The organism is Pseudomonas sp. SWRI99 (assembly GCF_014270125.1).
Taxonomy (GTDB): domain Bacteria; phylum Pseudomonadota; class Gammaproteobacteria; order Pseudomonadales; family Pseudomonadaceae; genus Aquipseudomonas; species Aquipseudomonas hamedanensis.
Genome location: NZ_JABWQR010000005.1, coordinates 112031 through 126255 on the forward strand (window position 1 = coordinate 112031; position 14225 = coordinate 126255).

The window sequence follows — 14225 nt, forward strand, 5'->3', positions numbered from 1 at the left end:
AGGCTGGCCGGGCTAACCGACCTCCGAATCCCAGATCACCGTGATATTGCCCTTGTAGGGTTTGTCCCGGGCGTTGTCGATCAGCCAGTTGACGTCCCTCTGGTCAACCTCGAAATGCAGCGTCCCGGGTTTGCGGTCGACATAGATGCCGGGCTGAAACGAGCTGCTCGGCGTCAGGCGCAATGGCACGCGCCGGACCGGTTGCCCGGAACTGTCGGTCACTCCGTTGGGCAGGCTGACGCTGACATTTACGGCGCCGACGTAGCCCGTCTCGCGGTCCATGATGCCGCAGCCGTTGCCAAAGCCCAGGTCATGCTCGCACTCGATCTTCATGGTGAATTTCGACGAGGCGGAAATATTGAACACTTGATCCCGATAAAGACGCGTCGGCCGGCGGCCGTGTTCCAGCCAGCCCTGCCATCCGCCCTGGGGTTCCAGCACGACTTTGTTTCCGCCCGGCGGGAGATCGACCTTCAGGGTGTGTTGCACGTCGAGAACGAAATCCAGAGTGAGGCTGTCGTCATCCGCATCCATCATCGAGCCCATCTGGAAATCGCCACTGGAGCCCAGGGTGTAGGTGATTGAACCGGTATATAGACCGCTGCTCATGCTCAACGGATTTGGAGTTTTCAGCTCGTAAGCAATATCGATGCCCTGGAAGTACATGGAGGGTATGCCGAAGGCTGCTGTTTTTGTGCAGGCCGCTTCCACCGGCATCCGCCAGAAAAAATGATAAAGGGTGGCGGTATACCCGGCCACGCCGGTCCCCAGACAGGGCGCAGGGGCATAAAGCCAGCCGGCACGGGATGTCCAGAGCACGTCATGGCCGGAAGGGTGAACCACTCCGGTCAGCTCCTCGACGGTGTTGCTCAGGATGTACCGCGAGCCGATGCCGGTAATGCGTACCTCGACGTCCTCTGTCTCTTGAGTATCAGTGTTGGTTACCGTCAACCGTCGCCAGGCCACGGGAACCCGCAGCGAAAGATCGTCCCCCGGTACGATCGCGCGGTTTGAGTCAAAACGGACGGGTAACTGAATACTGAACATATTGGCATTGGCGCACTGCACAGGATAGCTTGCGCAGTAGCCACTGTTGGGCGTCTGGTTGACGAACAGGTTCTTGCTCGGCTGGGACGGGTCGGGCTGAAACAGCGCACGGATTTCCTGATTGGCCGCCTGCACCCCGGTGGTACTCAACACCGCGAGCAACGCCAGACATTGGCTGACCCGAGGCATGCGCCGGCCTTGTTTGTGAAATTTCATCAGTGTCATCCCGCATCAGGGGTTTGGGCATTGAACAGCAACAGCACATTGCCGGCATAATCTCCCTGGCGGTACCCAGCGGCCGGCTTGATCGGGGCGATCTCCAGCATTACCCGTTTGCCCGCCGCCGCTTCTTCGCGGGTCAGCACCTGCCGCGGCGTCATCGCCGCACTCAGTTCAACGCCATTGAAGGTCACGCGCAGGCTGATATCGTCCTCGGGGCGGCCATTGGACAGATAGGGTTCGGCCTCCAGCCGCGCTTCGATTGCGCTGCTGTCATGGCGCACGTCGAAATTCTTTTGCACGCTGCTCAAGGTGGAGGTGGGGTAATCCCAGTTGAGGCGCTGCGGTCGATGAATCCAGTCCGGTTCTGCCGGGATCACGTAAAACGGCCGACTGGGAATGGTCAGGGACACTTCGAAGGTATGTTCTTCCCGAGCCGCCCAGGCAGCGCTGGCGGCCAGAGCCGCCGTGGCCATCAGCGCGACGGCGGTGCATTGCTTGATCATGTTGGTTACCCGTTGCATCAATAGAAAGCCGCCCTAGCGGCGGGCGATCCTGAGGTTTTTCTTGTCGTTGCCTTCGATCAGGAAGAAGCGGTATTCGCGGCCCTTTTCCTTGTCGAACGAGAAGGTCTTGCCGGCCAGCACATGGTGCTTGGTGGTCGCGCCGCAATCGGTTTCCTTGGTCAAGGAGCAGCTCTTGAACTCGTCGACGATCACCACGGTGTTGCCGTCGTTGCGCAGTTCGTAACGCTCGTCGGTTTCATTGATGACCGTGGCAAAACGCGCATCCTTGGGCCGCACAAAAAAGATCGTGCCGAAACCGGTCATCACGTTGACCCCGGCGGTGAGGGTCTTTTTGTAGTCCTCGCGTTCCTCGCCGCTGACGGCAAACTCGTCTTCCTTTTCCGGCACCACCGGCACGAACCGCACGCGAAAGTAACGCTCGCGGTCACGCTCGCCCATGTACAACAATCGCGTACCCTGCATGCCCTTGGCCGGCACGATCAGCCGCGCCGGACTGGCCATCACGCCGTTGCGCGAAGCGCCGTCGGCGGCGGTCTCCACCGGAACTTCCTTGGGCTGACCGTCGGCGTCGTAGATGATCTCCAGCACGTTGACCTTGACGAACGCGGTGGCGTCACCGCTATTGAATACGCGCTTGAGGTAGGTGCTTTTATCAGCGTCCAGATAGTCGTACACGGTGCCGACATTGATCTGCGGACCGGCCTGCGCGGGCAGACAAAACACACTGAGCAGGCCCAGCAAAAAAACACGGTTCATCGTTTTCGACTCCACAAGTATTGAAAAGGGCCAGCCGGGAACGCTCACGCTTCCGAGTCCCAGATAATGGTGATATTGCCGCGCAGCTTGTCGTTCATGCCGGGTTTGAGCAGAAAGTTGATAGCAAACGGCGTCATGTAGAAGTTCAGCGAACCGACCTTGCGATCAACGTACAGTCCGGGCTGGAATGGCCCCACCCAGCTGTTGTATTGCAATGGCATCCGGGTGACGTTGTAGCCACCCGAGCCGGTAATGCCCGGCGGTAAGGTGATGGCCACCTGAATGTCGGTCGTGTTGCCCTTGGGGCTGTTCAGCCGGCAGGTGTTGCCCCCAGGGGAATTGCACAGCAACATGACCTTGAAGCGCGACGACGCCGACAGATAGAACGGCTGGTCGCGAAAAATCTCGGTCGGTTTTTTCCCGCTCTCGATCCATGGCGCCCACCCGCCTGCGGGTTCCAGCGAAACTCTATTGCCACCTGGTGGCAGCTCGACTTTCAGGGTGTGCTGCACATCCAGCACGAAGTCCAGGGTGAGGTTGCTGTCATCGGGCGTGAACGATGACCCGAAAGTGAAATCGCCGGCGGGACCGAGGGTGTAATTGATCGACCCGGTGTAGAGTCCGGAAGACATCCCCAGCGGATTAGGGGTGCGCAGTTCATACGCAAAATCCATTGTGTTGAACGTCATCTGCGGAATGGTGAATCGCGCCACCTTGGTGCAGTCTGCCTCAACCGGTGCTTTCCAGAAAAAACGATAGGTTTGGCTGCCGTAGAAACCGACTCCGCTATACCGGCACGGAGCGGGCGCATAGACCCAACTGCTACCCTCCCATAACGCCTGATGCGCGGTGAGATTGTTGGTCTCTCCCGTCAGCTCGGCGGCGGTATGACTGAGGATGAAATTGGACCCGATGCCCGTAATGCGCACCTCGACCACTTCGGTTTCCTGGGTGTCGGCATTGGTAACCGTCAATTGCCGCCAGTTTGCAGGCACCCTGATCGGGATGGCATCCCCCGGCTGCAAGGGAGCCTGGGATGACATCAGAACCGGCAACTGAATGCTGAACATGCTGTTTTGCTCACATTCCCCAGGAAACGACGCGCAATAGCCACTGTTCGGTGTCTTGTTGACGAATACATTTTTGCTCGGTTGGGACGGATCCGGCTGGAACAACGCTCGGATTTCCTGGGTCGCCGCCTCGGCTCTGGGCATCGCCAGCGCCAGGCACACCCCAAGGACTGTCGTGGACAATTTCATCGACTTAACCCGCCTTCTGTTCAGTGGAGGTCACTTCGGCCAGGGTGTCTGCCGTGCAGCGCAAATCGCCGATCATCAACACGTTGTTTTCACGCCGATGGCTGTCGGCGTCGAGGCGGAACTGACACAGCAACTGATTGCCCTGGCGCACTTCCAGGGTCGGCGAGCCGGCGTTCATTTCCATCGAGAAGAATCCGTCGACCTCAGTCACGCCGCGGCTGGCATGGTTGATCACGTGGTGGCCCTTGAGCGGCAGCCCTTGTGCATCGACCAGACGCCCGAGCACCGTCAGGGTTTTCATCACGCGAACCTTGCGATACTCCACCCCGCCCTTGTTCAGGTGATAACGCGTACGTGCCGGTTCGATGGTCGCGGCCGGGACGTTATTGCCCTCGAAATCGAAGCTCACCGAGCTGTTCTGATACGCGGTGATCGGAATGAAATTGCGCCCCGGTTTCAACGCCGCACTGCCGCCGCTGTAATCGTCGGCACGCAGCAGGATGTTGTCGATGTCCGACTCGACATCGACAATCATTCCCGCGCCGCGCACCTCGCTCTGGCTGGTCATGAGCATCTGCTCGCCGCCGATCACCAGCGTGCTGTCGAGGTTGAGGCCACCGGTGAAATTGCCGTTGTAGGACGATCGCTGGACAAAGCCATCGCCACCGACGGTGTCGGTGCGGAAGTTCGCCAGGCTGGACATGCCCACGCCATAGGTGTCGGTGAGCGCGGTGACCGACACGTTCTGCAGCACGTGGTCTTTGAAATCCCTGCGCCAGCCGAGCGAAGCATTGTTGTCGCGCGCGCCGTCACGCGCCGTACGCGAACCGATACTGCCGGTGATCTGCTGGCCAGGTGCGCCGAGCGCCAGGTTGACGCTCAGGTCGACCCCGCGATTGCGCGCATCGCCGCTGCTGTAGCTGCCCGGCCGATCAAAGATCGACAAGCGCCAGCTGGCATCGCTGCCGAACAGCTCGGTGCGCTGGGTCCAGCCCATGTCGACACCGAAGCCCTCGACATTGCCCTCACTGTGCGACACCCGAGCGTTGATTGAACTCTTGCTGTTGACCCGGTGGTTGAGCGCCAGCGACGAATTGCTGGTCTGGCCGATAAACACATTGCGCGGCCGTACCCGGGTGCCATCGGGCAGGGTGTCGTAGGTGTCCGTGGTGTCGAGCCAGCTGCGGTTGTGGCTGATCACGATGCTGCCGGCGCCGTAGTTGTACAAGCTTTGCAGGTCGAGCCCGGTGCCGTAGTCCTCGGTCTTGTAGACGTTGGCGTACAGGCTGATGTGGTTGGCCAGCGTCCAGTCGATGGACGTGCCGTATTGCAGTTTTTCGCGGATCTGCCGCGCCGACATCCCGAGAATCACCCGCGGATGCAGCAGGTAATTGATCGCCGCGCCCGCAGTCGGACTGCCACTGGATTGCGTGTCCCAGTTGCTCAGCAACTTGCTTTCTTCGCCGGCGAACACGTTGTAGCGCCAGCGGTCATCGAGGTTGCGCCAGTTGTTGGGCTTGTACACCAACTCCTGGGTGGTGGAGGTGATCTGGCCGTCTTCGATCAGGCGCACTTCCACTTCATAAATACCGCCCGGCAAGGGACGGGTGTCGAGGGTCTGCAAACCGGCCGGCACTGACTGGGTATTGATCAGCAGGCCATCGCGCCAGATTTCTACTGAACCCTGGCGGTTGGCCGTGACGTAGATCGGGTACACGCTGGGCATCGGCGAGTTGATGGCCAGACTGTCGGAGCTGCCGTACATGATGCCCACGGCGGTATCGGGGCTGGTGCCGAACGTACGCGGTTGGCGCGTCAGCCCTTCGGAATTGGGGGTGAAATAGCCCAGACGGAAAAAACTGCCTTGCAGTTCGCGCTGGGTGTGAAGTTCGTGTACTGCGTGGTAAAGCTTGTCATCCGGGCCGCCGAGGCGCGCCACTTGCAGATTCAGCGTCTGGCTCCAGTTGCCGAGGCTGCCGGTAGCCTCCAGGCCGAAGCGCCCGCCCAGATCCTGTTCCTGGCCGCCGTTGAGGTTGAGCTGGTTACGCACCATCAGGCCACTGCTGCCGCCGTTGGGCTGCTCGTAATAGCGCTTGGCCGAAACGTCGCGCTCGGCGTTTTCGGTGAGGATCGACACCGTCGAGTTTTCCAGGTTGTAGTGCACCGCCAGTAACTGCTCGGGGCAAGCGCTGCTGCACGCCCCCAACGGTACGCCGGGCTTGAGCACACTCGCCCATTTTTCCCGCTCGGAGGGGCCAAAGCGGTTTTCGCTGGTGTCGGTAAATTCGAGCAGGGTGATGCGATCATCGCGCGACAGCACCACCATGGCCTCGCCCAATGGCTGGTGATCGAGTTCGACTCGAACCGCCAGCGGCACATCAAAGAAATGCTCCTCGAAATCCGCCGGCAAGCCCTTGGCCTGCGCCAGCAGACTGCGGGGCGTGGTGCCGGCGGAATTGGAAGCCACGGCTGCGCTGGCACAAAACAACAGCGCAAGCGCAGCCGCGATGGGTGTCATCGGGAACATGAACTCTTACTCTGATTACGAAGGTTGGAAGTCCGACGGGGCAGACATTGCTGTCTGCCCCAATCGGTAAACGCTGACTACCGTCAGGGTTGAAGGCCGAATGGGCCGATCAAGGCCCAGCCGGAGGAACGGCGTCGAAAGTCATCGCAACCACACCGGTGTAATCGCCCGGAGTGAAAGTGTTACCAACGGCGCTGATTTTCAGCGGCGCACGGTAGTTCACGTCGGATTCAGCCTCACCGACGATTTCCTGTGGCGTCAGGGTCAGAACCTTGTTGTTGATCGCCACTTGCAGATCGATGCTGCTCGAACCGGAGATCAACTTCGGCACGCTGTCGAGGCTGGCGTGAACCGAACCGCTGTTGTTGCGCACGTCAAAGAAACCGGTCACGTCACGCATCTTGCCGGTCGCCGGCTGATAGCTCATGTCCTGGTCTTTGTTGACCAGATCAGGGTCGGTTGGAACGATATAGAAACCATTGGTCGGCACGTGAGCGACGAGGCTGATGGAGTGCGCAGCTTCACCGGCGGCGAACGCGCCAGTGGAAGCCATGGCCAGTGCCAGAGGAGCAGCGATTGCGAGTTTCTTGAACATCGGTCAGTACCTGTTTCTGTCTATAAGGGAGTTCATTCAAAGTTCCAACCGACCGTATCTCTAGTTGAGACAAATCAATTCGAACCTTCAACGCCGGGGCATCATCGACTGTTAGCTCTGGAATGTAAGCAGGCAACTTCCGACAACCGCGTAGCCAAACCTCCTTTGATCCCGCCAGAAAAAAGACTGAAAAACAGAGACTTGCAAAAGTAACTGTAAGTTATCCCCTACATACAGTTATCCGGAAAAAACCATGCAGCAACTTTAATCAACAGGCATGCCAACTTAGCACTGTTTAGAATACAAGCTCTACGACAACTAGAGCGTTGACTTTAGCTCTCGGGTTACGCCGCGGAATTATTGACTCGGAAAATAAATTATTGCGTTCAAGCTGGCCAACCGCTCGTCCGGCGCGTTCGGATCAGAGGAAAAAGGCCTTGCGCGAGCTTTAAGATATATCTTAAGTTGTATCTAAACACGACGAGAGAAAGCGAAAAATGAGAGACCCTCATTCCCCCCACCGCGAACACGGTGATGGCCGCGACGGCTTCGAGAAACGCCCCGGCCGCGAACGCGGCGAACGCGGCGGACGCGGTCCACGAGTGTTCGCCCCCGGTGATCTGAAACTGCTGCTGTTGGCGCTGATCGCCGAACAGCCGTGTCACGGCTACGACCTGATCCGCCAGATCGAAGGCATGTTCGATGGCGCCTACAGCCCGAGCCCCGGCGTGATCTACCCGACCCTGACCTTTCTGGAAGAAAGCGACCTGATTGCCGGCGACGCCGAGGGTGGCAAAAAACGCTACCGCGTTACCGACGCCGGTCGTTTGTCGTTAAGCGAACAAGCCGTGGCGCTCGACGGCGTGCGCATGCGCATCGAGGTCAGCAAGCGCTCGCTGCGTGGCCACGACCGCCCGCCGGAAATCCATGAAGCGGTGCATAACCTGCGCCATGCCCTGCAGATGCATCACGGGCGCTGGAGCGCGGCAGAAATCCTGCGTGTACGCGATCTGCTCAACGACACCGCCAAAGCCATCGTCGACGGCCCTGCCGTTCAACCTGCCCCGGAGAAAGCCGAATGACTGCAGTCGATAGCCAAACCATTCACCGCGTGATGCACGAGATCAAACGACGCAAACTGGAAGTGTTGCGCGTCACCGACCTGACCCCGCGCATGCGCCGCATCACCCTCGGCGGGCCGGAACTGGCCGGGTTTATCAGTCTGGGCACGGACGATCACGTCAAACTGCTGTTCCCGCAGAACGCCGTGCAGGCAGCGGCGCTGGAGACCTTGGTACTCGGCGCTGGCAAGGACAACGGGCCGTTGCCCGAGATGCGCGACTATACGCCGCGTCGTTATGATCTGGAAAAAATGGAGCTGGAGATTGATTTTGTCCTGCACGGTGACGGACCTGCCTCGACCTGGGCCGAACAGGCGCAGCCCGGACAGTTTCTGCACATCGGCGGCCCGCGCGGATCGATGATCGTGCCGGACATTTTCGACAGCTATCTGTTGATCGGCGACGAAACCGCCTTGCCCGCCATCGCCCGCCGCCTCGAAGGTCTGGCGGCAAATCGCAAGGCGCTGGTAGTGATCGAAGTGGAAAACGGCGCCGAGCAGCAAAAGCTGGACAGTGCCGCGCAGGTCAACGTGATTTGGGTGCTGCGCGAAGGTGGTCAGGACAACCTGCTGACCACCGTCAGCCAGTTGCAAGTGCCCAAGGGCAATCTGTATGCCTGGGTGGCAACCGAGACCAGGGTTTCGCGGCAGATTCGCCGTGTGCTGATCGATGAGCATGGGCTGGATGAACAGTTCATCAAGGCTGTCGGTTACTGGCGCGCCGAGGGCTCTGACGAAGAGTAATGCTCCACCTGTAGGAGTGAGCCTGCTCGCGATAGCGCTCTATCAGTTGATGCAACTGTGAATGACAGACCGCTATCGCGAGCAGGCTCACTCCTACAATGATTTTCGGCGATCCAGACCTATCACCAGCAGGCCCACCAGCACAAACCCCACCAATATCCCCCCGGCATTCGCCAGCACCTGTGGATAACCCAACACCGCCACATCAATGAACGGATACGCATACGCGCCAAGCAAATGCCCGCGCAGCAAGGCGTAGACGAAATACAGCAATGGATAAATCAGCCACACCGGCAAGTGCCACAGGCGCAACGTGCCTTTGGGGACGCACCACCACCAATAGCCCAGAAACAGCAACGGCATGACGTCGTGGAGCAATTCATCAGAGACAAACTGCCAACCTTCGGGGTGCCATAAATGCCGCAGCAGCAGGCTGTAGGCCAGTCCAACCACTGTGATGCTCACGGCAATTCCACTGCTCACCCAAGGCTTTAGAAACCAGCGCCGCACGGCGGATTCGCGATCAGTCACGGCACAGGTCAGCACCGTCGCCACCAGCGTGTTGGTCAATATGGTGAAGTAGCTGAAGAAGCTCACCAGCCCGCCCAGCAGGCTGGCGCCGACGCTCAATCGTGCAAAGAAAATCAGGTACAGCTGAATCGTCAGTCCTGCCCAGCCCAACACGGCCAGGCAGGTGATCAAGCGTCGCCGCCTCGCGCTGTCCATGTCAGAGCGGTCGTTTGGTGCGCATCAGCTTCACGTACAGACGCTCGACTTTCTCCCGTGCCCACGGGGTTTTACGCAGAAAGGTCAGGCTCGACTTGATGCTCGGATCGCTCTTGAAGCAACGGATGTCGATACGCTCGGCCAGCCCCGACCACTCATAGTGAGTCACCAGTGCGTTGAGGATCTGTTCGAGGGTTACGCCATGCAGCGGATCGGGGGTGTGGTCGTTCATGCCAGGCCTTTGGGCGAAGTGGAAGTGCTTGAAGCCGCGCACCTTAGCCGAGGGGCTGATCGGGTGGAAGCGCTTCCTTCAAATGTAGGTCAAGGTCAAAAGATCGCAGCGTTCCGCAGCTCCTACAGGTTGTACGCAATACAAGGTAGGAGCTGCCGAAGGCTGCGATCTTTTCGCACTGTTACCAAATCCGAAAGGATGCATGTTTATAAAAGGCCTTTGTCTTTTTGTAACAGATCATTATCCTGCCGCCCTTCTGCTTAAACGCTTCACTGCCTGCGTCATATTGAAGCGCCGCAATCGCACCCGAAAAACACCAAAAAAAGACTTATTCATGCCCGATTTTTCCTTCTCCCGAGACAGCGCTACCTCACTTCTGCGCACCCTGGCCGGCTGCACCGCTCTGGGCCTCGCCACCTGCACCCAAGCCGCTCCGGCCTTCGACAGTGAATCACCGTGGATGCTCGGTGACTGGAACGGCACGCGCACAGAACTTTCGGAAAAAGGCTACGACTTCAAGCTCGATTACACCGGCGAAATGGGTAGCAACCTGCACGGCGGCTATGACCACGACCGCACCGCGCGCTACAGCGATCAGTTCGGCCTCGGCACGCATCTTGACCTGCAAAAAATTCTCGGCTGGGACGACGCCGAGTTTCAACTGACCCTCACCAAACGCAGCGGCAACAACATCAGCAACGACCGCATCAACGACCCGCGCGTCGGCGGCTTCACCTCGGCGCAGGAAGTCTGGGGCCGTGGCCAGACCACGCGCCTGACGCAAATGTGGTACCAGCAGAAATTCCTCGACCAGAAGCTCGACATCAAGGTTGGCCGTTTCGGCGAAGGCGAGGATTTCAACAGCTTCCCCTGCGACTTTCAGAACCTGGCCTTCTGCGGTTCGCAGGTCGGTAACTGGGTCGGCGGCATCTGGTACAACTGGCCGGTCAGCCAATGGGCGCTGCGGGTCAAATACCACCTGACGCCGGAGCTGTACGCGCAGGTCGGCGCCTATGAGCAGAATCCGTCGAACCTGGATCGCGGCAACGGTTTCAAACTCAGCGGCAGCGGCACTCAAGGCGCAATCCTGCCGATCGAGCTGGTGTGGACGCCGAAGCTCAACGGCCTGCCAGGCGAATACCGCGCCGGCTACTACTACAGCAACGCCAAGGCCTCTGACGTTTATAAAGACCAGAACGGCCAGCCGGCGGCCCTCAGCGGCGAAGCCTACCGCAGCGCGTCGAGCAAGCATGGCGTGTGGCTGGGCGTGCAGCAGCAGATCACCAGCGTCGCCAGCGACAACTCGCGTGGCTTGAGCCTGTTCGCCAACGCGACGATGCACGACAAGAAAACCAACGCCATCGACAACTACGTGCAGGCCGGCCTGACCTACAAAGGCCCGTTTGATGCCCGCGCCAAGGACGACATCGGCTTCGCCCTCGCCCGCGTGCACGTCAACCCGGCCTATCGCAAAAACGCCGAAATGAGCAACCGCGCCAATGCCGTCTACGACTACGACGATCCGTCCTTCCTGCCACCGCAGGACACCGAATACAGCGCCGAGCTGTATTACGGCGTGCACGTGACGAACTGGCTGACCGTACGCCCGAACCTGCAATACATCCGCCACCCCGGTGGCGTGAACGACGTCGACGACGCCCTGATTGGCGGAATCAAGATCCAGTCGTCGTTCTAAAACACGCTACAAGGCCCTGTGGGAGCTGGCTTGCCAGCGATAGCAATCTGTCTGGCGATTTTAGTGTTGGATGTGCAATCGCCATCGCTGGCAAGCCAGCTCCCACAGGAATCCATGAAATTCGTTAGCCGAACAAGTTTTTCAACTGAACCATGCCCACGCCAAATCGTCATCTAAAGTGACTACAGCGCGGGACTACATAAACGTCACGGAGAATCACACTATGAGCACCGAAAGTGCTTCGAGTCGGGGCCGTCTGCTACCGGGCCTGCTCGGCATCCTGCTGTTACTGATGGGCCTGGCCATGCTGGCCGGGGGAATCAAGCTGAGCACGCTCGGCGGTTCGCTGTACTACCTGCTGGCCGGTATCGGCATTGCCCTGACCGGCATTCTGCTGCTGATGCGCCGACGCGCGGCGCTGGGCCTGTACGCCATCGTACTGTTTGCCAGCACCGTGTGGGCGTTGTGGGAAGTCGGTCTGGACTGGTGGCAACTGGTGCCGCGTCTGGCGCTGTGGTTTGTCCTCGGCTTCGTGATGCTCTTGCCATGGTTCCGTCGTCCGCTGCTGCTCAACGGCCCGGCGAAAATCGGCACCGGCGGTCTGACCGTCGCGGTGATCCTGGCCGGTGTGACCGCGTTGGCCAGCCTGTTCACCCACCCGGGCGAAACCTTCGGCGAACTGGGCCGCGACACCGCAGACATGACCAGCACCGCACCGGCCATGCCGGATGGCGACTGGCAGGCTTACGGTCGCACCGAATTCGGTGACCGCTACTCGCCGCTCAAGCAGATCACCCCGCAAAACGTCGGCAAGCTGCAAGAAGCCTGGCGCATCCAGACCGGCGACCTGCCGACCGCGGATGACCCGGTCGAGCTGACCAACGAAAACACCCCGCTCAAAGCCAACGGCATGGTTTACGCCTGCACCGCGCACAGCAAAGTGCTGGCACTGGACCCGGACACCGGCAAGGAAATCTGGCGCTTCGACCCGCAGATCAAGAGCCCGGTCGGCTTCAAAGGCTTTGCCCACATGACCTGCCGTGGCGTGTCGTACTACGACGAAGCGGCTTACGCCAAGTCTGAAAACGCCGGCTCTGCGGTGATTTCCGAAGCTGGCAAAGCCGTTGCTCAGGCCTGCCCGCGTCGTCTGTACCTGCCCACCGCTGATGCCCGCCTGATCGCCCTGAATGCCGACACCGGCAAAATCTGCGAAGGCTTCGGCAACAACGGCGTGGTCGACCTGACTCAGGGCATCGGCCCGTTCACCGCCGGCGGCTACTACTCCACTTCGCCCGCGGCGATTACCCGTGATCTGGTGATCATGGGCGGTCACGTCACCGACAACGAATCGACCAACGAGCCATCGGGCGTGATCCGCGCTTTCGACGTGCGCGACGGACACCTGGTCTGGAACTGGGACAGCGACAAGCCAGACGCCACCGAGCCTCTGGCCCCGGGCGAAACCTACAGCCGCAACTCGGCGAACATGTGGTCGCTGGCCAGTGTCGACGAAAAACTCGGCATGGTTTACCTGCCACTGGGCAACCAGACCCCGGACCAGTGGGGCGGCAACCGCACCCCGGGCGCCGAGAAATTCAGCGCAGGTATCGTCGCGCTGGACCTGGCCACCGGTAAAGTGCGCTGGAACTACCAGTTCACCCACCACGACCTGTGGGACATGGACGTCGGCAGCCAGCCAACCCTGCTCGACATGAAAACCGCCGACGGCGTGAAACCTGCGCTGATCGCTCCGACCAAGCAGGGCAGCCTCTACGTCCTCGACCGTCGTGACGGCACGCCGATCATCCCGATCAAGGAAATCCCGGTTCCGCAAGGCGCCGTGAAAGGCGACCACACCGCCCCGACCCAGGCCCGTTCGGACCTCAACCTGCTGGCCCCGGAACTGACCGAAAAAGCCATGTGGGGCGCCAGCCCGTTCGACCAGATGCTGTGCCGCATCCAGTTCAAGGAACTGCGTTATGAGGGCCAGTACACCCCGCCATCGGAACAGGGCAGCCTGATCTATCCGGGCAACGTCGGCGTGTTCAACTGGGGTGGCGTCTCGGTCGACCCGGTTCGCCAGATGCTGTTCACCAGCCCGAACTACATGGCCTTCGTGTCGAAAATGGTGCCGCGCGCCGAAGTCGCCGCCGACAGCAAGCGCGAAAGCGAAACCGCTGGCGTGCAGCCCAACACAGGCGCGCCATACGCGGTGATCATGCATCCGTTCATGTCGCCTCTCGGCGTACCGTGCCAGGCCCCGGCCTGGGGCTACGTCGCCGGCATCGACCTGACCACCGGCAAAGTCGTGTGGAAACGCAAGAACGGCACCAGCCGCGACAGCTCGCCGATCCCGATCGGCTTCACCCTCGGTGTGCCGAGCATGGGCGGCTCGATCGTCACCGCCGGCGGCGTCGGCTTCCTCAGCGGCACCCTCGACCAGTACCTGCGCGCCTATGACGTGAATACCGGCAAAGAGCTGTGGAAATCGCGTCTGCCAGCAGGTGGCCAGGCAACTCCGATGACCTACACCGGCAAGGACGGCAAGCAATACGTGCTGCTCGTTGTCGGCGGCCACGGCTCGCTGGGCACCAAGATGGGTGACTACATCATTGCGTACAAACTGCCGGAATAAGCGTTAGCTGCTGGTAATGAAAAGGCGATGTCCCGCAGGGGGCATCGCCTTTTTTTGTGAGCCTGATTTTCAGGCAGAACTCAAACCCTGTGGGAGCGAGCTTGCTCGCGAAAGCGTCGGAACATCCAATATTGAGCGGGAC

The 14225-nt window shown here is 60.1% G+C and carries 12 protein-coding genes; 4 read left to right on the forward strand and 8 right to left on the reverse strand.

Features of this window, described 5'->3' with window-relative positions:
- Positions 1 to 12: 12 nt before the first annotated feature.
- The 6 genes from HU743_RS05880 to HU743_RS05905 all read right to left on the reverse strand — a co-directional run bounded on the left by HU743_RS05880 (position 13) and on the right by HU743_RS05905 (position 6930).
- Positions 13 to 1263: a hypothetical protein gene (locus tag HU743_RS05880; RefSeq protein WP_238351696.1), complete on the reverse strand. Its 1251-nt coding sequence runs from the start codon at positions 1261 to 1263 to the stop codon at positions 13 to 15.
- A 5-nt stretch (positions 1264 to 1268) separates the two neighbouring features.
- Positions 1269 to 1772 carry a CS1 type fimbrial major subunit gene (locus HU743_RS05885; RefSeq protein WP_186647671.1) on the reverse strand — a complete coding sequence of 168 codons (504 nt, stop codon included), beginning with the start codon at positions 1770 to 1772 and terminating at the stop codon, positions 1269 to 1271.
- A 33-nt stretch (positions 1773 to 1805) separates the two neighbouring features.
- Positions 1806 to 2549 (reverse strand): molecular chaperone, encoded by a 744-nt coding sequence (locus tag HU743_RS05890; RefSeq protein WP_186647550.1) that lies wholly within the window; start codon positions 2547 to 2549, stop codon positions 1806 to 1808.
- Positions 2550 to 2593: 44 nt separating this feature from the next.
- Entirely contained in the window at positions 2594 to 3808 is a 1215-nt protein-coding gene (locus tag HU743_RS05895) for a hypothetical protein (RefSeq protein ID WP_186647552.1), read from the reverse strand.
- A gap of 4 nt (positions 3809 to 3812) precedes the next feature.
- Positions 3813 to 6335: a CS1-pili formation C-terminal domain-containing protein gene (locus HU743_RS05900; protein WP_186647554.1), complete on the reverse strand. Its 2523-nt coding sequence runs from the start codon at positions 6333 to 6335 to the stop codon at positions 3813 to 3815.
- A gap of 109 nt (positions 6336 to 6444) precedes the next feature.
- The gene (locus HU743_RS05905; RefSeq protein ID WP_186552379.1) at positions 6445 to 6930 is read right to left on the reverse strand and encodes a CS1 type fimbrial major subunit; all 486 of its coding nucleotides are present in this window, start codon (positions 6928 to 6930) and stop codon (positions 6445 to 6447) included.
- Between the two features lie 497 nt (positions 6931 to 7427).
- Here HU743_RS05905 and HU743_RS05910 point away from each other — a divergent pair, with 497 nt between their 5' ends.
- Together HU743_RS05910 and HU743_RS05915 are read left to right on the forward strand one after the other, a co-directional pair.
- Positions 7428 to 8012 (forward strand): PadR family transcriptional regulator, encoded by a 585-nt coding sequence (locus HU743_RS05910; RefSeq protein WP_186647556.1) that lies wholly within the window; start codon positions 7428 to 7430, stop codon positions 8010 to 8012.
- Entirely contained in the window at positions 8009 to 8794 is a 786-nt protein-coding gene (locus tag HU743_RS05915; protein ID WP_186647558.1) for a siderophore-interacting protein, read from the forward strand. The genes HU743_RS05910 and HU743_RS05915 overlap by 4 nt, the downstream gene beginning before the upstream one ends.
- A gap of 93 nt (positions 8795 to 8887) precedes the next feature.
- On the opposite strand, the gene HU743_RS05920 is transcribed toward HU743_RS05915, so the two are convergent.
- Positions 8888 to 9520, reverse strand: a complete 633-nt coding sequence (locus tag HU743_RS05920; RefSeq protein ID WP_186647560.1) for a Pr6Pr family membrane protein — start codon at positions 9518 to 9520, stop codon at positions 8888 to 8890.
- 1 nt (position 9521) lies between these two features.
- Complete coding sequence (locus HU743_RS05925) at positions 9522 to 9752, reverse strand: VF530 family protein (protein ID WP_186623668.1); 231 nt, start codon at positions 9750 to 9752, stop codon at positions 9522 to 9524.
- Positions 9753 to 10086: 334 nt separating this feature from the next.
- Here HU743_RS05925 and HU743_RS05930 point away from each other — a divergent pair, with 334 nt between their 5' ends.
- Together HU743_RS05930 and HU743_RS05935 are read left to right on the forward strand one after the other, a co-directional pair.
- Positions 10087 to 11448 (forward strand): carbohydrate porin, encoded by a 1362-nt coding sequence (locus HU743_RS05930; RefSeq protein ID WP_186647562.1) that lies wholly within the window; start codon positions 10087 to 10089, stop codon positions 11446 to 11448.
- Positions 11449 to 11671: 223 nt separating this feature from the next.
- On the forward strand, positions 11672 to 14083 hold the full coding sequence (locus HU743_RS05935) for a glucose/quinate/shikimate family membrane-bound PQQ-dependent dehydrogenase (protein WP_186647564.1): 2412 nt from the start codon (positions 11672 to 11674) through the stop codon (positions 14081 to 14083).
- Positions 14084 to 14225 lie beyond the last annotated feature (142 nt).

Coding starts and splice junctions, on each gene's coding strand:
- HU743_RS05895 (WP_186647552.1), bottom strand. CDS start 3,808: ATGAAATTGTCCACGACAGTCCTTGGGGTGTGCCTGGCGCTGGCGATG.
- HU743_RS05910 (WP_186647556.1), top strand. CDS start 7,428: ATGAGAGACCCTCATTCCCCCCACCGCGAACACGGTGATGGCCGCGAC.
- HU743_RS05925 (WP_186623668.1), bottom strand. CDS start 9,752: ATGAACGACCACACCCCCGATCCGCTGCATGGCGTAACCCTCGAACAG.
- HU743_RS05915 (WP_186647558.1), top strand. CDS start 8,009: ATGACTGCAGTCGATAGCCAAACCATTCACCGCGTGATGCACGAGATC.
- HU743_RS05900 (WP_186647554.1), bottom strand. CDS start 6,335: ATGTTCCCGATGACACCCATCGCGGCTGCGCTTGCGCTGTTGTTTTGT.
- HU743_RS05880 (WP_238351696.1), bottom strand. CDS start 1,263: ATGAAATTTCACAAACAAGGCCGGCGCATGCCTCGGGTCAGCCAATGT.
- HU743_RS05905 (WP_186552379.1), bottom strand. CDS start 6,930: ATGTTCAAGAAACTCGCAATCGCTGCTCCTCTGGCACTGGCCATGGCT.
- HU743_RS05935 (WP_186647564.1), top strand. CDS start 11,672: ATGAGCACCGAAAGTGCTTCGAGTCGGGGCCGTCTGCTACCGGGCCTG.
- HU743_RS05930 (WP_186647562.1), top strand. CDS start 10,087: ATGCCCGATTTTTCCTTCTCCCGAGACAGCGCTACCTCACTTCTGCGC.
- HU743_RS05885 (WP_186647671.1), bottom strand. CDS start 1,772: ATGATCAAGCAATGCACCGCCGTCGCGCTGATGGCCACGGCGGCTCTG.
- HU743_RS05890 (WP_186647550.1), bottom strand. CDS start 2,549: ATGAACCGTGTTTTTTTGCTGGGCCTGCTCAGTGTGTTTTGTCTGCCC.
- HU743_RS05920 (WP_186647560.1), bottom strand. CDS start 9,520: ATGGACAGCGCGAGGCGGCGACGCTTGATCACCTGCCTGGCCGTGTTG.